The organism is Streptomyces sp. NPDC043876 (assembly GCF_056435825.1).
Window position 1 is genome coordinate 706,974 of the sequence record NZ_JBWKDV010000003.1, and the last position, 26,015, is coordinate 732,988.

20 protein-coding genes are annotated in these 26,015 nt (G+C 72.1%); 11 read left to right on the plus strand and 9 right to left on the minus strand.

Annotation, left to right across the window (positions count from 1 at the left end; genetic code table 11):
* Nucleotides 1-155: 155 nt before the first annotated feature.
* Genes AC0693_RS12680 through AC0693_RS12690 form a run of 3 tightly spaced genes read left to right on the plus strand, consistent with a single transcriptional unit; the run spans nucleotide 156 to nucleotide 4,909 of the window.
* Nucleotides 156-1,568 carry an ATP-grasp domain-containing protein gene (locus tag AC0693_RS12680; protein ID WP_469316848.1) on the plus strand — a complete coding sequence of 471 codons (1,413 nt, stop codon included), beginning with the start codon at nucleotides 156-158 and terminating at the stop codon, nucleotides 1,566-1,568.
* Nucleotides 1,565-3,574, plus strand: coding sequence for a PEP/pyruvate-binding domain-containing protein (locus AC0693_RS12685; protein WP_478801709.1), 2,010 nt, complete (start codon nucleotides 1,565-1,567; stop codon nucleotides 3,572-3,574). Before AC0693_RS12680 ends, AC0693_RS12685 begins: the two co-directional genes overlap by 4 nt.
* Nucleotides 3,575-3,625: 51 nt before the next feature.
* The gene (locus tag AC0693_RS12690) at nucleotides 3,626-4,909 is read left to right on the plus strand and encodes an MFS transporter (protein WP_478801710.1); all 1,284 of its coding nucleotides are present in this window, start codon (nucleotides 3,626-3,628) and stop codon (nucleotides 4,907-4,909) included.
* On the opposite strand, the gene AC0693_RS12695 is transcribed toward AC0693_RS12690, so the two are convergent.
* Complete coding sequence (locus AC0693_RS12695) at nucleotides 4,900-5,967, minus strand: helix-turn-helix transcriptional regulator (RefSeq protein WP_469335189.1); 1,068 nt, start codon at nucleotides 5,965-5,967, stop codon at nucleotides 4,900-4,902. The genes AC0693_RS12690 and AC0693_RS12695 overlap by 10 nt on opposite strands.
* A 267-nt stretch (nucleotides 5,968-6,234) precedes the next feature.
* Between AC0693_RS12695 and AC0693_RS12700 the strand changes: the two genes are divergently transcribed.
* Both AC0693_RS12700 and AC0693_RS12705 read left to right on the plus strand, forming a co-directional pair.
* Nucleotides 6,235-7,830, plus strand: a complete 1,596-nt coding sequence (locus AC0693_RS12700; protein ID WP_478801711.1) for an APC family permease — start codon at nucleotides 6,235-6,237, stop codon at nucleotides 7,828-7,830.
* Nucleotides 7,831-7,840: 10 nt separating this feature from the next.
* A complete protein-coding gene (locus tag AC0693_RS12705; protein ID WP_478801712.1) occupies nucleotides 7,841-9,478 on the plus strand; it encodes a flavin monoamine oxidase family protein in 1,638 nt (545 codons plus the stop codon).
* Between the two features lie 15 nt (nucleotides 9,479-9,493).
* On the opposite strand, the gene AC0693_RS12710 is transcribed toward AC0693_RS12705, so the two are convergent.
* Nucleotides 9,494-10,993, minus strand: a complete 1,500-nt coding sequence (locus AC0693_RS12710) for a M20/M25/M40 family metallo-hydrolase (RefSeq protein WP_478801713.1) — start codon at nucleotides 10,991-10,993, stop codon at nucleotides 9,494-9,496.
* Between the two features lie 179 nt (nucleotides 10,994-11,172).
* Between AC0693_RS12710 and AC0693_RS12715 the strand changes: the two genes are divergently transcribed.
* Nucleotides 11,173-11,664, plus strand: a complete 492-nt coding sequence (locus tag AC0693_RS12715) for a DUF2243 domain-containing protein (protein WP_469316856.1) — start codon at nucleotides 11,173-11,175, stop codon at nucleotides 11,662-11,664.
* Nucleotides 11,661-12,485, plus strand: coding sequence for a cytochrome c oxidase assembly protein (locus tag AC0693_RS12720; protein ID WP_478801714.1), 825 nt, complete (start codon nucleotides 11,661-11,663; stop codon nucleotides 12,483-12,485). The genes AC0693_RS12715 and AC0693_RS12720 overlap by 4 nt, the downstream gene beginning before the upstream one ends.
* An 83-nt stretch (nucleotides 12,486-12,568) precedes the next feature.
* On the opposite strand, the gene AC0693_RS12725 is transcribed toward AC0693_RS12720, so the two are convergent.
* The 6 genes from AC0693_RS12725 to AC0693_RS12750 form a co-directional block, all read right to left on the minus strand.
* Complete coding sequence (locus tag AC0693_RS12725) at nucleotides 12,569-14,842, minus strand: catalase (protein WP_478801715.1); 2,274 nt, start codon at nucleotides 14,840-14,842, stop codon at nucleotides 12,569-12,571.
* A gap of 311 nt (nucleotides 14,843-15,153) precedes the next feature.
* Nucleotides 15,154-15,627 carry a DUF1360 domain-containing protein gene (locus AC0693_RS12730; protein ID WP_468469647.1) on the minus strand — a complete coding sequence of 158 codons (474 nt, stop codon included), beginning with the start codon at nucleotides 15,625-15,627 and terminating at the stop codon, nucleotides 15,154-15,156.
* A 156-nt stretch (nucleotides 15,628-15,783) separates the two neighbouring features.
* Nucleotides 15,784-16,017 carry a hypothetical protein gene (locus tag AC0693_RS12735; protein ID WP_469316860.1) on the minus strand — a complete coding sequence of 78 codons (234 nt, stop codon included), beginning with the start codon at nucleotides 16,015-16,017 and terminating at the stop codon, nucleotides 15,784-15,786.
* A 490-nt stretch (nucleotides 16,018-16,507) separates the two neighbouring features.
* Nucleotides 16,508-16,855, minus strand: a complete 348-nt coding sequence (locus AC0693_RS12740) for a hypothetical protein (protein ID WP_469316862.1) — start codon at nucleotides 16,853-16,855, stop codon at nucleotides 16,508-16,510.
* A gap of 34 nt (nucleotides 16,856-16,889) precedes the next feature.
* On the minus strand, nucleotides 16,890-18,623 hold the full coding sequence (ctaD, locus tag AC0693_RS12745; RefSeq protein ID WP_478739383.1) for an aa3-type cytochrome oxidase subunit I: 1,734 nt from the start codon (nucleotides 18,621-18,623) through the stop codon (nucleotides 16,890-16,892).
* A 203-nt stretch (nucleotides 18,624-18,826) separates the two neighbouring features.
* On the minus strand, nucleotides 18,827-20,101 hold the full coding sequence (locus tag AC0693_RS12750) for a hypothetical protein (protein ID WP_478801716.1): 1,275 nt from the start codon (nucleotides 20,099-20,101) through the stop codon (nucleotides 18,827-18,829).
* Nucleotides 20,102-20,236: 135 nt separating this feature from the next.
* On the opposite strand from AC0693_RS12750, the gene AC0693_RS12755 reads away from it, so the two are divergent.
* Entirely contained in the window at nucleotides 20,237-20,491 is a 255-nt protein-coding gene (locus tag AC0693_RS12755; protein ID WP_469316864.1) for a hypothetical protein, read from the plus strand.
* 42 nt (nucleotides 20,492-20,533) lie between these two features.
* On the opposite strand, the gene AC0693_RS12760 is transcribed toward AC0693_RS12755, so the two are convergent.
* Entirely contained in the window at nucleotides 20,534-21,439 is a 906-nt protein-coding gene (locus tag AC0693_RS12760) for a hypothetical protein (protein WP_469316865.1), read from the minus strand.
* 205 nt (nucleotides 21,440-21,644) lie between these two features.
* Between AC0693_RS12760 and AC0693_RS12765 the strand changes: the two genes are divergently transcribed.
* Genes AC0693_RS12765 through AC0693_RS12775 form a run of 3 tightly spaced genes read left to right on the plus strand, consistent with a single transcriptional unit; the run spans nucleotide 21,645 to nucleotide 25,981 of the window.
* Nucleotides 21,645-23,918, plus strand: coding sequence for a HAMP domain-containing protein (locus AC0693_RS12765; protein ID WP_478801717.1), 2,274 nt, complete (start codon nucleotides 21,645-21,647; stop codon nucleotides 23,916-23,918).
* Between the two features lie 6 nt (nucleotides 23,919-23,924).
* On the plus strand, nucleotides 23,925-25,502 hold the full coding sequence (pgsB, locus tag AC0693_RS12770) for a poly-gamma-glutamate synthase PgsB (RefSeq protein ID WP_478801718.1): 1,578 nt from the start codon (nucleotides 23,925-23,927) through the stop codon (nucleotides 25,500-25,502).
* Nucleotides 25,499-25,981, plus strand: a complete 483-nt coding sequence (locus AC0693_RS12775; protein WP_469316867.1) for a poly-gamma-glutamate biosynthesis protein PgsC/CapC — start codon at nucleotides 25,499-25,501, stop codon at nucleotides 25,979-25,981. The genes pgsB and AC0693_RS12775 overlap by 4 nt, the downstream gene beginning before the upstream one ends.
* Nucleotides 25,982-26,015: the final 34 nt, after the last annotated feature.

Consider the following 26,015-nt stretch of genomic DNA (forward strand, 5'->3'; position numbering starts at 1 on the left):
TTGGCGAACGCCTAACTGAGTAGGCGTACATCTGTGCGTCCGCCGTTTTCCGGCGTGGTCTAGTTACCCATGGTCCGTGCGCGGTGACACCGCGTACGGATCGTCCGCCGACGACGCCGTAGTGCACTCGGCGTCCCACTCGACCCAGGAGCACCATGACCCCGATCCTCTTCGTCTATGCCAAGGGGGGCCCTCCCCTGGAGTACGCGCTCCCGCGCATCGCCGCCCACGCCGAGGTGCACGTCCTGGCGCTCGCGCCGTTGCCCCGGATCACCGAGTCGGTGTGGCTGCCCGGATGCGCGTCGGTCACCACGGCCCCGCCGGGGGAGGGGGTGGAACTGGTCGATCTGATCTGCTCCCACGCCCGCCGCGTCGGCGCCGAGGCGGTGCTCACCCTGTCGGAGTACGCGGTGGTGGCCGTCGCCCACGCCTGCCTCCGGCTCGGCCTGCGCGGTGCGGGCGAGCGGGTCGCCGGGGCGCGGGACAAGCGGCTGATGCGCAGGATCTGGCGTGACGCGGGGGTGCCCGTGCCGGGGTTCGCGGAGATCCACGCCCCGCAGGACATCGCCGCCGCCTTCGAGACCCTCAGGCCGCCGCTCCTCCTGAAGGCCGCCTGGAGCGCCGGTTCCACGGCCCACCTGACCGTCTGGAACGAACAGCAGGCCGAGGAGGCCTGGAAGACCGGACGCTCCGTCATGGAGGCCTCGTCCGCGCAGGGTTACGCCGAGCTGCACGCCGCGGACGAGGGCGTCAGCGACTTCCTGCTGGAGGAGATCGTCACGGGGGAAGCCTCCCACTGGTTCGACCGGCCCGAATGGGGCGACTACGTCAGCGTGGAGGGGATCGTCGCCGACGGCCGCTACCACCCGCTGTGCATCACCGGGCGGATGCCGACCGTCGCGCCCTTCACCGAGCGGGCGAGCCTGGCTCCGGTCGACCTCCCCGAGGCGTTGCAGCGCCGGATCGAGGACGTCTCGCGCGCCGCCGTCGACGCGCTCGGACTCGACACCTGCGCCACCCACACCGAGATCAAGCTCGGTGCGGACGGGGAGATGTGGCTGATCGAGACCGCGGCCCGGTTCGGCGGCGTCATGACCACCCGCCAGGTGGAGGCCGTCTTCGGACTCGACATGATCGGCATGCTGGTGCGCCAGTTGCTCGGCCGGGACGTCGCCTACCCGGAGCGGATGCTGACCGAGGGGGAGGGCGCCGCCGGATCGCTCGTCATCCTCGCCGTCGACCCCGAGGGCCGACCCTGGACCGAGCTCCCGGCCTGGGACTTCGAGGCGGTCGACTGGCCCGCCCTCCTCGCACCGGGATCCCGCGTGGAGCCGGTGCGCGAACACAGCCTCGCGCCCGGCAGCCCCGTCCCGCCCTACGAGGAGGCGGGCGGAGCCAATTCCATGGCCGCCCTGTGCTTCCTCACCGCGCGGTCCGCACCGGAGCTGCTGGCCGACTGCGGCCGCATCCTCGCCGCCCTGCCGAACGCCCTCACCGCCCCGTCCGCCGCCCCCACCGAGCCCCCCGCCCCCTCCGCCGACCGCTCGACGCCCGGGAGCACCGCATGACGCACACGAACGAAGCAGCCACCACCACCGCCGCGCCCGCCCCCCGGGGCGCCGCCGTGGACACCCTGCTCACGCTGCCCCTCTTCGAGCGGCTGGCCGGGGTGCTGGGCGGGCACCCGTACGTGAAGGTCGTCGTGGACCGCGACCAGGGACTCTGGCACATCCTCGACAGCGCTGTGCACTCCTTCCACGTCAACTACATAGCCACCGAGATCCAGGGCCTCACCCTGGAGCAACTCGACGCCCAGCTGGACCAGTTCAACCACGACGTCTACCAGAACCCCGAGCGCCGATTCCTGCTCGGCGTACTGTCGCTGCACTCCCGGGGCGGCCCGGAGCGCGACGAGCCGTTCATGGTCCTGGAGACCACCGAGGCCGACACCATGGGCGCGGAGCTGCTGATCGAGTTCCATTCCTTCGTACGGGCCCACCTCGATCCCGCGCTGGAACTGCTGGTGAAACCGGCCAACCACGGGCAGGAGAGCGCCCTCGCGGCGGTGCCGGAGACCGTGGTGCCCCGGGCGCGCGGCCACGCGCTCATGGCGACCGCGCCGTTCGTGCCGCTGACGCTCGCCTCGGCCACCGGCCGGCTCCGCGCCTTCGCCTCGCGCGAGGAGTACCTGGCCGCCCGCGCGGACCTGACCTGGTACGACATCGTCGCCATGCCGGTGGTCCCCGACGACATCCCGCGCCTCGCGGGCCTGGTCAACGCCCAGCCCACCACCCCGCTGTCGCACACCAATATGCTGGCGGCCGGGTGGGGCATCCCCAACGCCATCGTCCGCGGAGTCCTCGACACGATCGCCGACGAGAAGCTGGAGGGTGCCTGGGTCCGGTACGAGGTCACCGCCGACGGGTTCGTCATCGAGCGCGCCGAGGAGCCCGCGGACCTCGCCGAACCGACGTGGCACACGCAGCGGATCCGCCTCGACGCGCCGCACGTGACGGACGTTCCCCTCGTGCCGCTCTCCGACTTACGCGCAGGCGACCGCAACCGCTACGGCACCAAAGCGGCCAACCTCGGCGAACTGCACCACGTCCTGCGCCACGGCTCGTCCCGGCTGACCGGCTACTACTCCGTGCCCCGCCCGCCCCGGGCCGACCTGCTCGGCCACCTGGCCGCCCGGCTCGACATGCCCGACGGCGGCGAACTCGCCCAGTACGCGAGCGAGTTCCTCTCCCGGCACATCCAGGCGCCGGCGGGCATCGCCATTCCCTTCTCCGTCCAGCAGCGCTTCCTGGACTCCTCACCGGCCGTCCAGCAGAGCATCGGCAAGCTGAAGATGGCCCTGGAGCTGAACTCCCTGGACGCCGCCGACACGGTCTGCCTCCAGTTGCAGCACCTGGTACGCACCCTCCCGGTGCCCGAGGACCTGGTGCAGGCCCTGGACGCGCAGCTGGTCGAACACCTGGCGGGCACCGGCCGCTTCGCCGTGCGGTCCTCCTCGAACGCCGAGGACCTGCCGGGCTTCTCCGCCGCCGGGATCTACGAATCCCACACCAAGGTCGCCGACCTGCCGGGAGTGCTCGACGCCATCCGCCAGGTCTGGGCCTCACTGCTCTCCCCGCGCAGCGTGCGGCTGCGCCACCAGGCCGGCATCTCCCTGGACGACACCTACATGGGGGTGATCGTCCAGCGCTACGAGCCGTCCCCGCTCGGGGGCGTCATGGTGACCTGCAATCCGACCAACCGGGCCGACTTCCGCAACGTGTACCTCAACTGCGCGCACGGATCCACCGCCGACGTCGTCGACGGCCGGACGATGCCGCTGCAGTACCTGTACAACACGGTCGAGGGCGGCGGCCGCACCCTCTCGCTGGGCGCGGCAACCGAGGACCTGCCCCAGGACACGCGGGCCCACCTGGGCCGGCTGGCACTGGCGGGGCGCCTGCTCCAGTCCCACTTCGCCACGGACTACACCTTCGCGGGACCGCTCGACATCGAGTGGCTGCTCGGGCCGGAGGGCGAGCTGCGCATCCTCCAGCTGCGCCCGTACAGCGCCTGATCCGTCCGCACGTCCACGGCCGCACCGTCGTCCCACCCGAAGGTCACCTCCATGCCCCTCTCCCTGCCCACCCGCGTGAAACGCCGCGTCCGGCCGCCCGCCGCGGTGCTCCGCGTGATCCGGCTGAACAACGGGTTCCAGCTGCTGTTCAACCTGCTGTGGTGGATGCCCGTCTTCTACCAGTACCAGAAGCAGGCGGGCCTGTCGGACAGTCAGATCTTCGGCATCCAGAGCGTGTACTACGTGGCGTTCTGCCTGCTGGAGATACCCACCGGCTTCATCGCCGACCGCATCGGACAGCGCCGCTGCATGCAGCTCGGGGCCGCCGCGATGATCGCGGCGAACCTCCTCCCCGTCGCCTCGCCGTCCTTCGCGGGCTTCATGGCGCACTTCCTGGCCATCGCCGTCGCCCGCTCGCTGGTGTCCGGGGCCTCCAGCGCCTACCTGTACGAGTACCTGCACGAGCACGGCGCGCAGGACCACTACGTCCAGGCGGAGGGCACCGCCCGCGCGCTGGGCCTCTGGGCCAAGATCGCCTGCTGGCCGCTGGTCGGCGTCCTGATGCACGTCCGGCACGAAGCCCCCTACGTGCTGACCGCCGTCTCCGCGCTCGGTTCGCTGGCCTGCGCGGCCGCCCTGCCCGCGCTCACGTCCCGCCCGTCGATCCCGGCTCCCCGCGGGGGCGGCGATCCGCCCGCCGAGCGCGCCGGGCTCCTCGATTCGGCCCGCCAGGCCGCGAAGGTGCTCCGCACCTCACGGGCGCTGGGGCCGCTGATGGTGCAGGGCGTGGCCGTGTTCACCCTCGCCCGCATCTGCCAGGTCAACCTCTTCCAGCCACTGCTCCTCGAAAAGCACCTCCCGGTCGCCGACCACGGTGCGGTGCTGTCCGCCATGACGGTCGCCGAGGCCGTGGGCTCGGCCAGGACCGGCTGGCTGCGCCGCAGAGTCTCCGACACCACGGTGGTGACCGCCCTCAGCGTGGTGATGGCCGTCACCCTGGCGGCCACGACGCTGGCCGGGAGCCTCGGCACGATCGTGTGGCTGTGCGTGTTCGCCGCCGCGGCGGGCCTCGCGTACCCGGTGCAGCGCAACCTGATCAACGCGGCGATCCCGCCGACCCCCTACCGGGCGACCCTGCTGTCGGTGGAGTCCATCATCGACCGCGGCGTGTGCGCACTGGTGGCGCTGGCGGTCGGCGCCTACCTGGCGGCGGACCGCCTCGACGCCCTCCTCGTGCACGCGGCGGCGGGCACCTGCCTGCTGCTGCTCGTCGTGGGGGTCGTCCTGCGGCGATTGCGCCGGGAGGGGGCGCATCCGGCCGCCGGTCAGCCCTGATACGGCGGGACGGCCGCGCGCGGCGGCCAGACCCGGGGGTCGAGGATGCCGAGGGTGTAGGCGCGCGCCACCAGGGCGGGGCGCGAGTCCGCGTCGAGGGCGACGCGCAGCCGGCGCAGGTGGTAGTCCAGGGCCTGGCGCGAGAGTCCCAGGTCGGCGGCGATGGCCGCGTTGGAGCGGCCGCCGGCCATCAGGGAGAGGACCCGTAGCTGCACGGGGCTCGTCGGGACGGGCGCGCCGAACGCGGCGCTGTGCGAGGTCAGTACGGCCGAGACGCGGTCGGGAGCCCCCTGGCGCCGGACGACCGCGAGATCCGCGCGGAGCACCTTGCTCTCGCCGGACGCCGTGGCGCAGACCACGGAACAGGTGCGCCGGGACGCCTTTCCGGCGACGAGGTCGGCCCACGCGCGGCGCACCGCCCGGCCGTCCCCGCGCACGTGCCCCAGGGCGCGGCTGCCCTCCAGCGCGGCGCGGTCGCCTCCGAGCAGGGCCGCGACCTCCCCGCTGACCCGCTGGACGCGGCCGCGCAGGTCCAGGGTGACGATCGCGAGGCCCGACCGCTCCCACAGGGCGTGCAGTTCCTCCACCGCGGCGGCCTTGTCCTCCAGGGCCCGGGCCTGGTCGGTGACGTCCGTGTAGATGCCTCCGACGCGGGGGCCCTGGCCGAGGTCCAGGACGAACCGGTGCCCGGTCACCTGCCGGGGCGTCCCGTCGGGGTGCCGGAAGACGAGGGTGTGCCGGACGGGCCGGCGCGACGCCAGCACGTCGCGGTCCAGGGCCCGGAACATGGCGGCGTCGTCGGGGGCGTCGATCTCCTCGACCGTCCGGCCGACGACCGCGTGCGGTTCCATCCCGTAGAGGTGGGCGTAGGCGGCGTTCACCCACAGGTACCGGCCCTGCCCGTCGCGGATGAAGCCGGCCGCGGGGGCGTACGACGCGAGGGCCTCGAACCACCGCGCCGCTTCCGGGGTGTCCTGGTGCCCGCCCACGCCCCGCGCGGGCGCCCCGCCCCCACCGGACGCCGACGGTACCTGCCCCGGTTCGTTCTTCGCGTGCATGCCTGTTTCTGTCTCTCGGGGTTGCCGCTCCCGCTGGGCGGGAGGTCAACTTAACCTGTTTTGAACGAAGTTGCGTACGCGTGAAGCGGAATGGCCGGTACCGCCCCCTTCGGATTCCAGCTGGATCACGCGGCGGTCACGGAAAGGGGAAAGCTCGTCATGTCCCCGACAACCCGTCGGGTCTGCGGGGCGATAACCGGACTCCCTGCCGATTGTGGCGTGGGTCACCCGGGGAGAGAGTGGCGCCCTCACAAGGAAAGAGGCCCCATGAGCGACGGCATCACCGACGGATCGTCACCCGCTCCCACCGCGCCGCCCGTCCAGCGATTGAAGGCCAACTCCGTCGGCCTGGTCGGCGTCGTCTTCATGGCGGTGGCGACCGCCGCACCGATCACGGCCATGACCGGAAACCTGCCGATCGCCGTCGGCTTCGGCAACGGCACCGGCGCACCGGCCGGCTACCTCTTCGCCACCCTCGTCCTCACGGTCTTCGCCGTCGGCTACGTCGCCATGGCCAAGCGCATCACGGCCGCCGGAGCCTTCTACGGCTACATATCCCACGGGCTCGGCCGGATCGCGGGCATGGCCTCCGGCATGCTCGCCGTCCTCGCCTACATCGTCTTCGAGGCCTCGATCGTCGGCGTCTTCTCCTACTTCGCCCGGACGACCGTCCACGACCAGCTCGGCGTCGACCTCCCGTGGATCCTCTACGCGGCCGCCATGCTCGGCGTCACCGCCGTCCTCGCGCACTTCGACATCAACCTCACCGCCAAGGCGCTCGGCGTCATGCTGATCGGCGAGATAGCCGTCCTGTTCGCCGTCGCCACCGCCGTGCTGCTCGCGGGCGGCGGCCCGGACGGCATCCCGCTGGAACCGGTCGACCCGAGGAACGCCTTCACCGGCACCTCCGCCGGACTCGGCCTCTTCTTCGCCTTCTGGTCCTGGGTCGGCTTCGAGTCCACCGCCATGTACGGCGAGGAGTCCCGGGACCCCAAGCGGGTCATCCCCAAGGCCACCCTCATCTCCGTGGTCGGCGTCGGCCTCTTCTACATCTACGTCTCCTGGATGACCATCTCCGGCAACGGCCTCGCCAAGTCCGTCGAGCTGTCCGCCTCCGCCAGCCCCCTCGACCTCTTCTTCGCCCCCACGCAGACCTTCATCGGGCCCTGGGCCGTCAACGCCTTCCAGTGGCTGCTGCTCACCGGTTCCTTCGCCTGCGGCATGGCCTTCCACCAGTGCGCCGCCCGCTACCTCTACGCCATCGGCCGCGAGGGCTTCCTGTCGCCGAAGCTCGGCCACACCCACCCCCGGCACGGATCCCCGTACCTCGCCTCCGTCGTGCAGAGCGCCATCGCCACCACCATCGTCGCCGGCTTCTGGCTCACCGGGCAGGACCCCTACCTGCACCTGTACACCCTCCTCGCGATCCTCGGCACGATGGCCATCCTCATCGTCCAGACCCTGTGCTCCTTCGCCGTCATCGGCTACTTCCGCACGCACCACCCCGAGGACCGGCACTGGTTCAGGACCTTCACCGCGCCGCTGCTCGGCGGGATCGGCATGACCGCGGTCGTGGTCCTGCTGGTCCTGAACATGGAGACCGCCGCCGGCACGGCAGCCGGCTCCGTCGTCTTCACCCTCATCCCCTGGATCGTCGGCGCGGTCTTCCTCGGCGGCCTCGGCCTGGGCTTCTACCTCAAGGTCAGAGCTCCCGAACGCTACGAGGTCATCGGCCGGATCGTCCTGGAGGACGCCACCGAGCGCACCGACGCCGACGAGCCCACCGATCCGGCCGAGCCCGCCGCTCCCGCCGAGACCCCCTCCCGCTCCACGTCCCCGTCCTCGCCCGCCGCGAACGTCTAGGAGCTCCGCCATGGCCCGTACGCCCCTCATGCATGCGCTGCGCCGCCTCGCCGCCGACCGCGCCGCCGCCGACCGCCTGCGGATGCCGACCGCGGAGGTCCGCGGCTCCAGCCGCCGCGAACTCCTGACCCGGGCCGCCGCCCTCGGCCTGGGCACGGCCGTCGCCGTCTCGGCGGCCGGGCCCGCGCCCGCGCACGCCGCCGAGCCGGCCCCCGGCAAGAAGCCGCTGACCTCCGCCCGCGTCGCCGTGGTCGGCGCCGGCATCTCCGGCCTCACCGCCGCCCTTACGCTGAAGGACGCCGGCATCCCCTGCACCCTCTACGAGGCCAACCCGTCCCGGGTCGGTGGGCGGATGTGGACCCAGCGCGACCACTGGGCGTACGGGCAGACCTCCGAAATCGGCGGCGAGCTCATCGACACCAGCCACAAGAAGATCCTCGAACTGTGCCGTCGCTTCAACCTGCCCACCGAGGACTTCCTCGGCGGCGGCCCCAACGGCGCGGAGGAAGTCCTCTGGCTGGGCGGCGCGTACTACTCCCGTACCCAGGCCGACGAGGACTTCAAGGCCGTCTACCAGGCCCTGCACCGGGACCTGCAGGACTCCGGCGAAGTCAGCTGGAACACCACCACCCCCACCGGCACGGCCCTGGACAACATGAGCCTGTACGAGTGGATCGACAGCCGGGTCCCCGGCGGCCACGGCTCGCGGCTCGGCCGCTTCATCGACGTCGCCTACACCGTCGAATACGGCGCCGACACCACCGCCCAGTCCGCACTCGCCCTCGTCCTGCTGATGGGTTACCAGCCCAACCCGGGAAACTTCAACGTCTGGGGCCTGTCCAACGAGCGCTACCACATCACCGGTGGCAACGACCGCCTTCCGCACGCCATCGCCTCCGCCCTGCCCACCGGATCGATCGTCATGGGCCGCGAACTGCTCGCCGTACGGGCCAACGCCGACGGCACCCAGACGCTGACCTTCAACGACTCCGGCGCCACCCGCACCACCACCGCCGACCACACCGTCCTGTGCCTCCCGCTCCCGGTCCTCCAGCGCATCGACACCACCCGGGCGGGCTTCGACCCCCTCATGCGCGATCTGCTCCGCGACGCGCGGATGGGCTACTGCACCAAGCTCAACATGCAGTTCAGCAGCCGTCCTTGGCGCGGCACCGGCCCCTGGCCCGGCATCTCCGCCGGAGACTGCTTCACCGACTCCGCCGTCCAGCAGACCTGGGACACCACCAAGGTCCAGCCCGGCACCGGCGGCATCCTCCTCCAGTACGGCGGCGGCAGCCTCGCCGGGTCCCTCACCCCCGCGACCCCCTTCGCCACCGAGAGCGACCCCTACGTACGGGACCTCGCCCAGCGCATGCTGACCGGGATCGACGCGTTCTTCCCGCACACAGGCTCCGCCTGGACCGGACGCGCCCAGCTGTCCGCATGGCACCGCAACCCGTACTCGCTCGGCGCCTACTCCTACTGGCCCACCGGCTACCTGCACCGCTACGCACGCTACGAAGGCACCGCCCAGGGCAACGTCCACATCGGCGGCGAACACTGCAGCTACGACTTCCAGGGCTTCATGGAAGGCGGTGCCACCGAAGGCGCGCGGGCGGCGCGGGAGGTGATGACCGCCCTCACGTAGTCCGCCGCCGACCGGTCAGGGACGCGCGGGCACGGTGTCGAGGAAGCGGGCCAGCGCGCCTACCCCGAGGCGAAGGGCCCGGACCGCGACGCGCTCGTCGGGGCCGTGCCAGCCGTCCTCGGGGAGGCCGGTACCGAAGAAGAGCACCGGTCCCTCGCAGGCGCGGGCGAGCTGCGCCGCGGGAGCCGCGCCACCGTTGCCGATGTGCCGGGCGGGGGACCCGTAGGCATCGCTGACGGCCCGGGTGAGAGCGGCGAGCGCGGGGTGGCCGACCGGGGTCCGGTAGGGGTCCGAGATGGTGGAGGAGACGTCGAGGTCGTAGCTGAAGCCGGGCCGCCGGTGCCCGGCCAGCCAGGCGCGCAACTGGTCGGCGACCTCGTCGGCCCGCTGATCGGGTACGAGCCGCAAGAGCAGGTCGGCGCCGGCCTCCGCCGGGACGAGGCCCAGTGCCGGGGCGTCGGTACGGCCGGCCGTGAGGCGGGCGACCTCGGCGGAGGGGCGGGTCCACAGGCGCTCGGGCACCGTGAACCCCTTCTCGCCGGGGGCGTCGAAGGTGCCGGTACGGGCCCGCCAGTCCGCCAGGTCGAAGCGCAGGGCGTCGATGCCGGCGCGCAGGTCCGGGCCGGGTTCGGCCACCGCGTCGTAGAAGCCGGGCAGGGTGACGCGGTGCGACGCGTCGCTCAACAGGCCGACCAGGCGGCCCAGTTCGACCGCCGCGTTCGCGGCGGCGCCGGACACGGCGCCGCTGTGGAGGTCGCGGTCGGCGCCGCGGACGGTGAGGGAGGCGGTGACCGACCCGCGCACCGTGACGCACACCGTGGGCTCCTCCAGGGACCACAGCATCGAATCGGACACCATCACGAGATCCGCGTCCAGATCACCGGCGTGCTCCGACAGGAGGTCGGCCAGGTGCACCGAGCCGATCTCTTCCTCCCCCTCGATCAGGTACTTCACCGTCACCGCCGGAGCGTCGCGCCGCGCCATGTGCGCGCGCAGGGCCCACAGATGGGCCATGATCTGGCCCTTGGCGTCCGACGCCCCCCGGCCGTGGAGCAGGCCGTCCCGCAGGAGCGGCGAGAACGGCTCGGTGACCCGCCATTCGCCGGGGTCGACGGCGTGGACGTCGTGATGGCTGTAGACCAGCAGGACCGGTGCGCCGGGGTCGGCCGCGGGCCAGGTGGCGTAGACGGCCGGGAGGCCGTCGGTCTCCCAGATCTCCGCACGAGGCACGCCGGTCCGGCGCATCGCCTCCACCAGCCAGTGGGCGGAGCGCCGTACGTCGTCGGCGCGGTCGGGGTCGCTGGAGACGGACGCGATGCGCACCCAGTCCGCCAGCTCCCGCAGGTCCTCCGGCCCGGGCGCGACACCCTGCGCGGGCGCCTGCGGCGCGCTCACGGGCCGGTCGCGGCGGCCTTCCGCGCCCGGTCCACCGCCGGCGCGGTGTGACGGGTGCACGCGTTCCGCCGGGGCGTCGAGCGCCGCGTCGCGAAGGGCTTTGGGTCGTCTCGGCTCCATCGGTGCCACCGTTCCTCGCCGGTCCGGGCCTCGTCCCGGACCGGCCGTTCGGGTAGGTCGAGCGGGGTGCGGTCAGCGAGGCGCCTTCCCCGCCGGCCGGATGCCCATGCGGCTACCGGCCGAACGGGGTAGGCGTATCCGTCAGCAGACCCATTCAAGCGCGGCGGAAGGCAGTCCCCATGAGTTCACCGGCCCCCACACCCACGACACCGGGGGCGCCGCCCGAGCCGCGGCGTTCGCTCCTGGTGTGCGGGCTGATCGGCATGGCGGTCATGGCCGCCGTCGACGAGATCGTCTTCCACCAGATCCTGGGATGGCACCACTTCTACGACCGTTCCACCAGCGGCGTGGGCCTCCTGTCCGACGGCCTGCTGCACACCGCCGAGCTGCTGGCCCTGGTCGCCGGTTTCTTCCTCTACGCCGATCTCCGGCGGCGCCGGACCCTGGCCGGGGGCCATGCCCGGGCCGGGTTCTGCCTGGGGCTGGGCCTCTTCCAGCTGTTCGACGGGATCGTGGACCACAAGCTCCTGCGCCTGCACCAGATCCGGTACGGCGTGGACGTCACTCCGTACGACTGGGCCTGGAACGCGGCCGCGCTGGTCCTGCTGCTGGGCGGCGCGGCGCTGGCCGTCCGGGCACGGCGCGGCGGCGCGGGGGAGTCGGCGCCGTGATCCTCGCGCACTCCCATCCCGGCCCGGCCGCCGGTCCCGGCCCGTTCGAAGCGGTCACGGCAGTGGCCGTGCCGGCGGCCTGCGCCGCCTATTTCCTCGCGGCACGCCGGCTACGACGGCGCGGGGACCTCTGGAGCCGGGGACGCGACGTGTCCTTCGCCGCCGGCGGCGCCGCTCTGCTCTGGGCGGTCACGGGGGAGCCGCCCGGCGGCCCGTTCACCGCCCACATGACGCAGCACCTGATCATCGCCATGGCGGCCCCGCTGCTGCTCGCGGTGGCCCGCCCCGTCACCCTCGCCCTGCGCGTCCTGCCCTCCGGTGCGCCGCGACGCGCACTGCTGGCGCTCGTCCGCTCCCGCCCGATCGGATGGCTCCTCTTCCCCCCGGTGGCAGGCCTCCTGGACATCGGAGGGCTCTGGTTGGTGTACCGCACCCCGCTCCTGGCCGCCGCGCGCGACGCTCCGTGGCTGCACGCCCTCGTCCACGTACACGTCCTGGTCGCCGGCCTGCTGTTCACCTTCGCCGTCTGCCGGCTCGAACCCGTGCGCCGCCGCTGGAGCGTGGGCGTGCGGGGCGCGAGTCTGCTGGTCGTCGGCGCGGCGCACGCGGCGCTGGCCAGGACGCTGTACGCGGCGTCGCCCCCGGGCACCGTCTTCAGCCCCGCCGACCTGCACGCCGGGGCGCAGCTCATGTACTACGGCGGCGACCTGGTCGAAGCGGCCCTGGCCGTCGTCGTGGCCGCCTCGTGGTACCGGGCCACCGGCCGTGCCGAGGAGCGACGCCGACGCCGTACGACGGGCCGCGCCCCGCAGCCGGTGTGAGCGGCCGGGTGCGTCACACGCGGCGAGCCCCGGACCTTCGGGGTCCGGGGCTCGCCGGTCCCCCGGAGGGGAGGGCGGTCGCGTCAGGCTGCGGCGGGGAAGCGTTCCCAGACGCGGTGTGCCGCGAGGAGCTCCGACAGCTGGGACAGCGCCTGAGCCTGCTCCGTCACGATGACACCCGGCTCGCCCACGGAGATGCCCGCGGCCTCGAAGAGCGCTTCGGCGCCGCCCCACCCGGCGAGGGCCTTTCCGTGGCGGTACGCCTCGGTGAGCAGCGTGAGGACCCGGGGGTCGCCGACGGGGGCACCGGGAGCCCCGGCCTTGGCGTCGCGGGCGCCGTACGCGTCGGCTCCCACTCCCGGGACGCCGGCGAAGACCAGGGCGTCGAACTCGACGGAACGGGCGGTGGCGAAGGTGCGCTGGACGGTGATCGGGTCACCGTCGGAGCCGAGCACGCCGCCGGCCGGGGCGATGACCAGGGGCACCATGCCCGCGTCCAGGATTTCCTGGCGGAGTTGGCGCACGCCCGCCAGGTCGGCCGAGGGGCCGGTGACGATGCCGATGACGCGTCCGTCCAGCGGCCAGGTGGCGCCGACCTGCGACAGGGCGGGGCTCGGGGCGGCCTCTGCGAGGGGTTCGGTGGCGGCGGGTGCGGGCAGGCCCAGCCCGGCCGCGACCTGAGCGCACAGCTCGGGGTCGATGTTGGCGAGGACGCCCAAGGTGCGTTCCTTCACAGCCTGTTCGTAGCACTTGCCGAGTTCGAAGGTGTAAGCGGCGATGATGTGCTCGCGCTCCACGGGGGACATGCTGAGCCAGAAGAGGCGCGCCTGGGAGAAGTGGTCGCTGAAGGAGGCGGGTGCCTCCCGGACCTTGCGTCCGGCCGGCACCTCGACCGGTACGTCGATGAACGCGCCCGCGTCGGCTCCCGCGAAGAACGGACAGCCGCCGTCCAGGCTGTTGGGCTTGTACGGGGCGACTCCCCGGTGGACGGCGCTCTGGTGGAAGCCGTCGCGGAGCATGTCGTTGACGGGCGCGTGCGTACGGTTGATCGGCAGCTGCCCGAAGTTCGGGCCGCCGAGCCGGGTGAGCTGGGTGTCCAGGTAGGAGAACATCCGCCCGGCCAGCAGCGGGTCGTCGGTGGCGTCGATACCGGGGACCAGGTGACCCACGTGGAAGGCGACCTGCTCCACCTCGGCGAAGAAGTTCGACGGGTTCGCGTTGAGCGTCAGCAGGCCGACCGGCTGCACCGGAGCCAGCTCCTCCGGCACGATCTTCGTCGGGTCGAGGAGGTCGATGCCTTCGAACATCTGGTCGTCGGTGTCGGGGAAGATCTGGATGCCGAGCTCCCACTGGGGGAACGCGCCGGCCTCGATGGCGTCGTACAGATCCCGCCGGTGGAAGTCCGGGTCGACGCCCGCGAGGAGCTGCGCCTCTTCCCATACCAGGGAGTGCACGCCGAGCTTGGGCTTCCAGTGGAACTTCACCAAGGTCGTGGCGCCCTGGTCGTTGACCAGGCGGAAGGTGTGGACGCCGAAGCCCTCCATCATGCGGTAGGAGCGCGGGATGCCGCGGTCGGACATGTTCCACAGGGTGTGGTGCGTGGCCTCGGTGTGCAGGGACACGAAGTCCCAGAACGTGTCGTGCGCGCTCTGCGCCTGCGGGATCTCCCGGTCCGGGTGGGGCTTGCCGGCGTGGATGATGTCGGGGAACTTGATCGCGTCCTGGATGAAGAAGACGGGGATGTTGTTCCCGACCAGGTCGAAGACGCCTTCCTCCGTGTAGAACTTCGTGGCGAAGCCGCGGGTGTCGCGCACCGTGTCCGCGGAGCCGCGCGAACCGAGCACCGTGGAGAAGCGGACGAACACCGGCGTCTCGACGTCCGCGGCGAGGAAGGCGGCCTTGCTGACCGTCTGGGCGGTCCCGTACGACTGGAAGACGCCGTGGGCGGCGGCGCCCCGGGCGTGGACCACACGCTCCGGGATCCGCTCGTGGTCGAAGTGCATGAGTTTTTCGCGCAGGTGGTGGTCCTGGAGCAGCACCGGCCCCCGCGCCCCCGCCTTCAGCGAATGGTCGGTGTCCCGCAGCCGGACGCCCTGCGCGGTCGTCAGGTAGGCGCCGCTCTGCGCCATGCGGGCGTGCTCCGCGCCGGTGGGCTGACCCGTCGGGCTCACCGTCTCGGGTGCGCTCTGATCCGCCTTCGGCGGCAGGGGCTGCACCGGTTCCACCGGTTCGGCGAGCTGCGGAGAGACGGGAGCCGGCTTGCCGGGAATCCCTTCCTCGGGGCCGTCCGCCGCGCCGGCGTGCATGACGTCGGCGATCTTCTCGGCTACGGCCTTGACCGGATTCTTTTCGGACATTACATCTCCAGATGCAGGTGGCGGGCCTTCTGGCCTTTTCACGTGTGACCCGGGCGGCCCGCCTCGAAACCCCGCAATTCCCGGCCGGCTCGCGTCGCGCACGGCTCACGCGGCCCCGTGGCCGAGCGGCTCGCGGAGCATGCGGATCCCTCCGGTTCACCCGGGTGGTTCAGGGCGTAGGCGATCGCTGCCACCGCCCGGCAGGGGAGGCGTCGGCCTGACGGCGAGCTCCGGGGCTGTCGTCCACGGCCGCCTCCGCGGACGAGCCGCCCTTGCGCCCCCGGGCGCGCGGGTTGACGGCCGGCGGAAGCTCAGTGGTCCGCGCGCTGCGTCAGTTCGGAATACCCGAACTGGAGGACGTCCGAGACCGCCACGGCGGCCAGCGCTTCCGTCGCCGTGCGCGTGGCCTCCGGCCACAGGGCGCGGGCGCCGGTCAGGGTGGCCGCCACCCACACGCTCAGGCAGAACGGGCAGCTGATCAACTCACCCACCGCGTTCTTGCCCGGCTCCTCGCGCGGGGTCTCGTTGAATTCCGCCGGAGCGCCGACGCCCTCCACCGTGGTGAAGGGCGCGCGCAAGGGCCGCGTCACGGTGGCCTTGCCGAGGAGGCGGCTGAGCCGGAAGGTGGCCGTCGCGGTGAGGAGGAGTTCCCACGGGCGGGAGGGGGCGGGCCAAGGCCGTCCGGTCCGGTGTCGCACCATCGCCCAGCCGGCCGTGTAACCGGCGAAGCCGATCAGTGAACACAGGTGTCCGCGGTGGGGCCGCAGACTGTCGAGCATGCCCATCAAGGATCTCTCCCTCCGCCCACCCGGGCGATCCGCACGGTGAAGGGGTGGGCGGCCACCCCTTCGGTAACGACCGGCGCATACCCGACCCGCTCCGGGACACTCGTCCGGCGGGGAGGCTGCTCGGGCCGGGCGGGTCATCGGGGGTGATCCGGTCTACGCGACCACCGGCTCCCTTCCTCCCTCGGCCGCGCGGGGCGCGTGCTGCTCCATGGCGGCCCGGAAGGCGGTCATGCAGCGGACGCAGTAGCGCTCCGCTGCGCCTTCCGACACGAGCGCGGTGACCGTCTGCTCCTGAGGCAGTCGGTAGCCGCACAGCGTGGCGGCCGTCTGGCCGCGGGAGAGGACGTGCCAGAGGGTTTCGGACTGGCCGGGTGACTCTGCGCGCATTTCGTACATGATCCAGGCCCTTCTTCCGTGGCGGCCGGATGGGGGACGACCGCCCGACTCCATGAGAGGACCGTTGCTGCAAAGCGGCCATTGGACATGGGCCAACAGGCTGAAAGTGGCTTCGGGGCAGTTTGTCGGACCTGCCGTCGTGCTTACGGGATCCGGAGCGGGTAGCCGCGGAGAAAACCGTAGTACCCAAGAGCATGGGGGTTGCCATGGCAGTGCACGTTCACCACGGCGCCGAGCGGGTGGGCAGCCGTGAGGGTCTGCGGCGCGGCCGGCACGATCAGATCCTCGGGCTGCTGATGCTGATGCGGGGGGCCAAGCGCGCGGAGCCGGCACCCGCAGGAGACGGCCGGCGCCTGCACCGCCACGCACACCTGTTGCCGGGCCGGCCGGGACCACCTCACGGAAGCGGATCAGCCGATGAGGGGATGAGCACCATGGGCACACCGGCATGGTGCGACCGCCGCTGACGCCATCGTGCCGCTCAGCGTTGCGCGATCAGGTACACGGCCGTCAGCAGGGCCACGGTCCCTGCGACGCCCAGGGCGGTGATCAGGGCGAGGCGTCGGCGCAGCCGCTCGTAGCGGGCCTGGTACTCCGTACGGAGCTGTTGGCTCCGGGCGATCACCGCGCGGAGCATCTCCCGCTTCCATGCCAGGTGCCGCTCCTCGAGGAGGGCGGCGATCTCCCGCTGCTCGCCGGGCCCGAGCCAGGTCAGGCGGCGGCTGAACGCAAGTGCCTCCTGGTGGGCTTCCCGGCGGGCGGCCTGGCTGATGAGGTAGCCCTCCAGACGGGCCAGGCCCGCCTCCACGCCGCTGGTGTCCTCGCGCACCGCGTGCACCCCTCCCTTCCGCCTCGTCCGCCGCTCAGGCGCGCGGCTGGTCGCCCGGGCCGCTGTGGCGCGGGGCGTCGGCTCCGTCCTGATCGATCGCGTCGCGCTGTCCGTCGTTCTCCTGGCGTGCGAGTTCGGCGATCTCGACGTGGTGGAGGTCGAACGCGGGCGACTCGGAGCGGACCCGGGGCAGCGTGACGAAGTTGTGCCGGGGAGGGGGGCACGAGGTGGCCCATTCCAGCGAACGGCCGTAGCCCCAGGGGTCGTCGACGGTGACGCGGGGGGCGTACTTGGCCGTCTTCCACAGGTTGTACAGGAAGGGGAGGGTGGAGGCGCCCAGCAGGAAGGCCCCGATCGAGGACAGGGTGTTGAGCGCCGTGAACCCGTCGGCGGCCAGGTAGTCGGCGTAGCGGCGGGGCATGCCCTCGGCCCCCAGCCAGTGCTGGACGAGGAAGGTGAGGTGGAAGCCGACGAACAGGGTCCAGAAGTGGACCTTGCCGAGGCGTTCGTCGAGCATCGTGCCGGTCATCTTGGGCCACCAGAAGTAGAAGCCGGCGAAGGTGGCGAAGACGACCGTGCCGAACACGACGTAGTGGAAGTGGGCGACGACGAAGTAGGAGTCGGTGACGTGGAAGTCCATCGGCGGCGAGGCCAGGATGATCCCGGTCAGACCGCCGAAGAGGAACGTCACGAGGAAACCGACCGACCACAGCATCGGCGTCTCGAAGGAGATGGACCCCTTCCACATCGTGCCGATCCAGTTGAAGAACTTCACCCCGGTCGGCACCGCGATCAGGAACGTCATGAACGAGAAGAACGGCAGCAGCACCGCCTGGGTGGCGAACATGTGGTGCGCCCACACCGTCAGGGACAGGCCGGCGATGGAGATGGTGGCCCCGACCAGACCGAGGTACCCGAAGATCGGCTTGCGCGAGAACACCGGGATGATCTCCGTGATGATCCCGAAGAACGGCAGCGCGATGATGTAGACCTCCGGGTGCCCGAAGAACCAGAACAGGTGCTGCCACAGAATCGGCCCCCCGTTCGTCGGGTCGAAGACGTGCGCGCCGAACTTGCGGTCCGCCTCCAGCACCAGCAGCGCCGCTGCCAGCACAGGGAACGCGAACAGCACGAGCACCGAGGTCAGCAGGACGTTCCAGGTGAAGATCGGCAGCCGGAACATCGTCATCCCGGGCATGCGCATGCAGATGATCGTGGTCGCGAAGTTCACGGAACCGAGGATCGTCCCGAACCCGGACAGCGCCAGGCCCATGATCCACATATCGGCTCCGACGAACGGCGTACGCTCCGCACTGCTCAGCGGCGTGTACGCGGTCCAGCCGAAGTCCGCCGTGCCCTGCGGGGTGAGCAGACTGGCGACGACGATCAGCCCGCCGAAGAAGAACAGCCAGAACGAGAGCATGTTCAGCCGCGGGAACGCCACGTCGGGCGCGCCGATCTGCAGCGGCATGATCGCGTTGGCGAATCCGGCGAAGGTGGGAGTCGCGAAGAACAGCAGCATGATCGTGCCGTGCAGGGTGAAGATCTGGTTGTACTGCTCATTGGAGATCAGTTGGATCCCGGGCCGGGCCAGCTCGGCCCGCAGCAGCAGGGCCAGCACACCGCCGACGAGGAAGAATCCGAAGGACGCGATCAGGTACAGGTGCCCGATCTTCTTGTGGTCGGTCGTCGTCAGCCACGACACCACCACCTGCCCGCGCGTCCGCCCCGGCGTGGGAACCGGTGCGATCGGCTCGGTCGATGTCACTGCCACGGATGATCCTTTCCAAGCGTTCCGCCGGCCTGCTGGGCCAGGCCACCACGGCCAGGCCCACCAGACTTCCAGCGCGGCCGGGAGGAGCGGATGGGTTCGGCGCGGCGACGCGCACCTTCACTCGCGTGGCGTACCGGTCCGCCCATCGGGACGGCCCTCGCTCCGCCTCGACCGGTCAGGCCTCCGCCCTCACGGCATCAACGCCATTCGAGGACGACATCGCCGTAACCGAGGGCGGTGGCCGCGTCCGGAGCGGTGATCTGCTGGGGTCGGGCCCCCGGGGAGAGGTCGGTGACGTAGGGCTGCTCGACCGTCCCCTGGACCGAGCGCAGGAGCAGGCGCTTGCCGTCCGCGGAGACGGCGAGCGGGAGGTTCTTGCGGTCGGTCACCGGGAGCAGGTCGGGGCCGGCGCCGTCCGTGGGCTTTCGCTCGTCGTCGGCGCGCAGCCGGTCGACGTCGACGGTCCAGACGTTGTTGAGGTGCTGGGAGCCCGCACCCGACTCGCCGTGCGCGCAGAGCAGGGTGTGGTGGTCGAGCCACCCGGACGGCCGGCACTCGCTGTCGGGCAGGGGAAGGACGCTGCCGGTCGTCAGCGGGCCGCTCGCGGTGACCGGGGCGATGCCGCGGCCGCGCCCGAGGATGAAATCGGCGACCCGCTTGCCGTCGGGGCTGAAGTGCGGGCTGTCACCGAGTACGCCCCGCAGCGGAGTGCCCCCGAGCATCAGGACGCTGTGGACGGCGGCGGGCCGCTCCCCGGCCCACTGCTCGGTGAGCTGGTGGGTCCCGGAGGTGGAGCGGGTGGCGATGTGCTGGCGGCGGGCGGCGTCGAGGTAGGTGAACCAGACGTTCGCCCCGTCGGGCGAGAACAGGGCGTCCTGTTCCTTCGGGGTGGGGGCGAAGCCGTCGCCGCCGCCGTCGCCGGTGAGGTCGGTGAAGCTGCCGGCCCGGTCGACGTAACCGACGTGGCGCGCGCCCGTCCGGTCGTCGGCGGTGACGACCGCGAGTTTGGTGAAGTCACGGTCGAAGAGCTGGCGGACCCGGGGTCCGAAGGCCGCGTCGGTGGCCGCGAGGCCGTCGGCCGGCTCCTGGTGCGGGAGGTTCTCCGCGCACAGCGAGTACAGGGCGCTCAGCTCCTCCCGGGCCCGTTTGTCGATCACCACCTGAGCGGGCAGCGTGAACTCCACCGAGGCCACCTTCTTCCAGGTGGACGGGTCGAACCCCTGGACCCACACCGAAGCGGGTCGGGAGGCGGGCACGGTGCAGCCGGCGCTGATCACCAGATCCTTGCCGCGGAACGTCGGGTCGCCGGCGCTCCCGCCCGCCGCGTTCCCGCCCGCCGGAGCCCCGCTGCTCGGCGGCACGGCCCCGGCCGCTCCCGCCGCCCCCGTCGTGCCGCCGCCGGCGCAGCCCGCCAGCAGCGGCAGCGCGAGCACCGCCGCCGCGAAGACCGGCACCCGTTGCGTGAACCGCATGTTCCATCCCCCGTCAGACGCCTCAGCTGATCATCAGAAGATCGAGATTGTAATAGGCATGCCGTGCCCGCCCGCCCCGCGCCCGGACAGCCTCCTCGGCGTGCCGGACCGGGCGGGAGCCCCCACGCTGAGGGGATGGAGCATGCACCGATCGTCGTGCACCGGATCGCGTCGAGCGGGGGCCGACGGGTGACGATCCGCGTGCGCGGCGTGGACACGATCCTCGGTGTCGCGCACCGCGACGAGGACATCGTCGAGTTCCTCCGCCGGCTCGGCGTCGAGGATCCGGACCTGGTCGTCTACGGCGACTCGGCGGTGATCGAGTGGCAGGGCGACGGCCCGCACGTGTACGCACCGGAGCCGGGACCGCCGCCCGCCGACCTGCCGTGACGGGGCCGTGACGCGGCCGGGGCGGACCGAGCCCGGCCGACGTCAGGCGTCCGGCCGGGACCAGCGGCCGGTGAGGGTCGTGATCGACGCTGCGGTGCGGTCGAGGGCCGCGTCGTCCCCCCTCACCGACCGGTTCAGTTCGAGGTGCAGGAACCGGACGTCGTCCCCGGCCGCGACCTGGCCCTGCTCGTTCTCCTTGCCCGAGAGCCGGCACTTCTCGGCGTACGCCGTGCACACCGTCAGTCCGTCGCCCCTCAGCGCCGCGGTCAGCTGCTTCGCGTCCGCCGCCGCCTTGTCGCCCGCTCCGGTGGACACCACCGCGTCACGGCCGGGGAAGGACTCGTTGGCGAAACCGTGCAGCTGGATCCCCGGCAGGTGCCGCCGCATCAGCTCGTCGACCACGCCGTGGAAGAAGGAGTCCGTGCGGTGCGCCATGTCCGCCGACCCGTCCACGCCCGCGTTGCGGTGGGCCCCGGCGAGCACCATCACCCCGCCCGGCGCCCCGCGCAGCACCCGCGCGCCCAGCAGCTCCGTACGGGCGTCCGCGATGGGGTGCGGGACCTGGACCGACCACAGAGGGGCGTGGTCGAGGTCCACGTACACCCGGCCCCAGCCGCGGGCGTCGCGCCCCGATGCGCCGTCGCCGTCCGCGACCTCCGCGTACCGGCGCCCGCTGACGGAGTCGGTCACGGTGTTCAGGGTGAAGCCGACGGTGGCGAGCTGCGCCCTGGCCGCGTCCGGATCTCCGTCGAGCAGGAGGGCGACGCCACGGGTGAGCGCCGCCCGTTCCCCGGTCGTGGGGACGCGGTAGCCGCCGCGCTCACCGAAGCTCGCGGTGAAGCGGCCGATCCGGTGCTCCAGGTCGTTGTCGGGGGTGGGGCGGGGGCCGGGGCCGGACGCGGACGGTCCGGCGGGCGGTGCCCCGTGGGGCCTATATGCGAAAACCACCCAAAGAGCACATACCGCAGCAAGCGATGCGCACAGTAGTGCAATTGTTATCCGCGTGGTCAAGGGCGCACTCATAGTCATATGAAGATAGCGGAGTGGCGCATTCGGCCCACATGGTGGCTGGTACCAAACCTTCCCTTTGTCCGGACCCGCCACCATTCCCCCTCGTGCCGCACCGGCTCCAGGACACAACGAAGAGGAGCCCGTGTTGGCCGCGTCGCGATCGAAGCGGCGGCGCCGGACCCGCCGTAGGGCGGACATGTCCCTGCTGGGCGGCATCCGGCCGCCCATCGCAGCCCTGTCCGTGCTGCTGCTGACCCTTGCCGCCCTCACCGCGTTCCAGCTCGGTCACATCGGCAGGGGAGCCGTACCGCCCGCCGTCCTCACCTCGCAGCAGCACTTCGCGGAGGACGGCGCCATCGCCCTGCGCGCCTCGCTCGACGAGAGCATCACCGACATCGGCCGGACCACGTCCCTGTTCGGCGCCGGTGAGCCCGTCTCGCCGGACTCGGTCCTCGACAAGCTCGGCAGCGTCTACCAGAAGTGGCGCGGCACGGCCGTCATCGAGATCAAGTCCGGGCGGCTCGAAGCACAGCGCGGGGAGAACCTTCCGCTGACCGCCCTCGACCTGACCACGCTGAGCGCCGAGAACGGCCTCGCCCCCCGCATGGTGCGGCTGGAGAACGGCGAGGTCCGCCTCCTCACCCTCGGCCTGCTGTCCTGGCAGGGCCACCCCCAACAGCTCCTCGTCGCCTCCAGCACCCTGAAGGTGCCGGGCGTCAGCCTGGGCAAGGGCCGCGCCATCGCCGTCCTCGACGCCTCGGGCCAGGTCCTCGGCAGCAGCGGCATCGGCAGCTCGGAACGCGAGGGCAAGCAGCTCACCACCTTCGCCCGGACCGCCGCGGACAAGGCCAAGCGCAACCCGCTCCAGTCCAAGGACCCCGGATCCGGTGGCTTCCCCGGCGTCAGCGGCTCCCTGCTGGGAGACTCCGCTGCCGGGCGCCGGTCCGTGGGCGGATACGCGAAGCTCTCCGGTCCGGCGCCCGGCGTGGGCACCGACGCCACCGCCCTCGGCCTCAGCGTCGTCTCGTTCGTCAGCGCCACCGAGCAGCGCTCCGCCGTGGGCGACTCCTTCTTCTGGGTCGCGGCGGCCGGCGCCCTGCTGGCCCTGGGCGCGCTCGCCGTGGCCCTGCTCGTCGTCACCGTGCAGCGCCCGCTGCTCCAGTTGTTCCTGGAGAGCCGCCGGATCGGCCGCGGTGACCTCAACCGCCCCGTCACCCTCCCCAAGTACGGCGAGGCGGCCCGCATCGGCGCCGCCCTGGACCGGCTGCGCCGCCAGCTGCTCGGAGAACCGGGCGCGCCCGCCGACAGCCCGCGACCGGGCCGCCGCGGCCGGATCGGCACGCGGGCCCTGCTCCTGGTGTGCGCGGTCCTCCTGCTCGGGTGGTCCGCGCCGCTCCTGCTGACCCTGAACCGCGCGGGTACCGCCGTCAAGGTGCCCCAGACCATCGTCGACGACCAGCGCGAACGCACCGACACCGTCGCCGACCGGGTGCGCCGGGCCCTCAACGAAGGACACGCCGACCTCACCTCCGTCGCCTCCGTCCTGACCGCCAAGGACACCCCGGCCGAGCTGACGGCCGTACTGGAGCGCACCCGCGGCGAGCACGCCCGCTACGCCTCGCTGTACGTACTGAAGCCCGACGGCACCGTTCTGGCCCGGGCCGGCGCCAAGCCCCACCACGGCGGGACCAAGGCGGGCTCGCGCGAAGCGCTGACCGTGACCGACGAAGGCAACGAGCCGCTGATCACCGAGTACGCCGAGGCCCCCGCGCTCGGCGGCGCGGCCGTGGTCGGCGAGCTGCGCATCGACTTCATCAACGCGCTGCTCCGGCGCCCCGGTATGGGGGAGGTGCGCGTGGTCGACGCCAAGCACCGCGTGATCGGCTCCAACAACGGCTACCGCGCCTTCACGAAACTTCCGGACGCCCAGCTCGACGCCCTGGTGACGAGCGCCAACCAGAAGACCGGCAAGGGCCCCGGCCCCCGCGCCGACGTCCTGCGCGACGGCGCGACCTCCATCGCCGCCGCGGCTCCCATGACCGGCGGCGGGGTGGCCCAGCCGCTGGACTGGACGGTCGTCAGCCTCCAGCGCGCCAAGGGCCTGGAGATCCCGGCGTACACCGCGCAGAACCGCACCGTCCTGGCCGGACTGCTCGGCCTCACGGGCGCGGCGGCCTGCCTGGGCTGGCTCCACATCATCGTCGTACGGCCGCTGCGCACGCTCGCCGAGCGGGCCGAGGCCGTCGCCGACGGAGACCGCCGTACCGTCCTCTACCCCACCCACCACGACGAGGTCGGCGCCGTCACCCGCAGCCTCGAAGTCATCCGCCAGCAGCTGCAGGAGCAGCGCAAGCGGGAGGCCGGCGCCGGCGGGGGCCAGACGCCCGGTCGCACCGCTCCGGCCGGAAGGAACTGATCCGCCGTGCTCTTCCTCTACTGCGTGCTGCTCGTCTGCTGCCTGTTCATGCTGGTCGCGGGCATCGTCGAACAGCGGCGCCACTTCGCGAACCTCGACCGGATCCCCCACCGGGTCCTCGTCAACGGCATCCGCGGCAAGAGTTCCATCACCCGGCTCTGCGCGGGGGCGCTGCGCGGCGGCGGGCTGCGCACGGTCGCCAAGACCACCGGCACCGCGGCCCGCTTCATCCACCCGGACGCCACCGAGGAGCCCGTCTACCGCAAGTTCGGCATCGCCAACGTCGTCGAGCAGATCGGCATCGTCCGGCGCGCCGCCGCCTACCACCCGGACGCGCTGGTCATGGAGTGCATGGCGGTCATGCCGGCCCTCCAGGAGATCAACCAGGTCAAGCTGATCCAGTCGACCATCGGCGTGCTGTGCAACGTGCGCGAGGACCACGTCGCCGAGATGGGCCCCACGCTCGACGACATCGGGCGGTCCCTGTCGCGGTCCATGCCGCACGGCGGGATCTGCGTCACCGCGGAGAAGGAGCGCTTCCACGTCCTCCAGGAGGAGGCGGACGCGCGGAACTGCACCCTCGTCTACGCCGACCCCGACACGGTCAGCGACGAGGAGCTGCGCGGCTTCAGCTGGTTCACCTTCAAGGAGAACGTCGCCATCGCGCTCACCGTCGCCGAGCTGCTCGGCGTCGACCGCGAGACCGCGCTCCAGGGCATGTACGAGGCCCCGCCGGACCCCGGAGTCCTGTCCGTCGAGCGGTACGTCGCGCCCGGCGGCAAGCGGGTGCGCTTCGCCAACGTCTTCGCCGCCAACGACCCCGAGTCCACGCTGATGAACATCAACCAGCTCCTGGACCTCGGCGCCGTCGACCGGCCGCTGCACGTGGTGATCAACTGCCGCCCGGACCGGGTCGAGCGCAACGGCCAGATGGGCCAGATCGTGCCCGACCTCATGCCGGAGAAGGTGTTCGTGATCGGGCACCCCGCCAAGAGCGCCATCGACGCCATCCCCGCCGAATGGCGCTCGCGCGCCGTCGACCTCGGCGGCGACCAGCGCGACGGCGAGGAGTTCATGCACGAGCTGCTCGGACACCTCGGCGAGAACTCCTCGCTGGTGGCCATCGGCAACATCCACGGCCAGGGCGAGGTCCTCCTGGAGCACCTCGCGGAACTCCCCGGCTTCGAGGACGAGCCCGCGCCCGAGGAGTCCCCGCAGACCCCGGCCCCGCCGCAGTACGTCCCGCACCTCGACCCCTACGCGGACCTCACCGCCGCACAGGAGGCGCGGTACGCGCAGCCGCTCGTACCGCGGCAGTACGTGCGCGAACAGCCGTACGGGGACCCGGCGCAGCAGCCGCACCCGCAGGCTCCGTACCCCCATGCCCCGTACCCGCAGCCCCACCCCGGGCAGCCGCAGTACCCGCAGTACCCGCAGTACCCGCAGTACCCGCAGGACCCGCAGGACCCGTACGGACACGGGACCCCGCAGCCTCAGCAGGAGCAGCCCTGGCCGGCCGGCCAGGGGCAGGGCGACCCGCTGGCGTACGACCCGCAGCAGCACTATCCAGGAGAGCCCCGTTGATCCCCGCAGTCCTCACTCCCGAGATAGCCGCGATCGGCATCGCACTGGGCCTGCTGTTCTCCCTCATGTGCTACCTGACCACGAACCTCTCGCCCGGTGGCATGATCACCCCCGGCTGGCTCGCCCTCACCCTCATCGAGGACCTCCAGCGGGCGGCCCTCGTCGTCGGCATCACCGCCCTGACGTACACGCTGACGCTCGTCACGCAGAAGTTCGTCATCCTCTACGGCAAGCGCCTGTTCGCGGCCGTCGTGCTCATCGGCGTGCTCCTGCAGGCGACGGTCGTCATCGTGCTGCAGATGAAGTTCCCCCTGCTGTACGCCAACCAGACCCTCGGGTTCATCGTCCCCGGACTCATCGCCTACCAGCTGGTCCGCCAGCCCAAGGGCGCCACGCTCCTGGCCACCGGCTCCGCGACCCTGCTGACGTACGTCGTCCTGACGTCCGGCATCCTGCTGGGCTTCATGCCGCACGCCTGACCCGCCGACCCGCCCACCCCGGCACCGCCGCCCG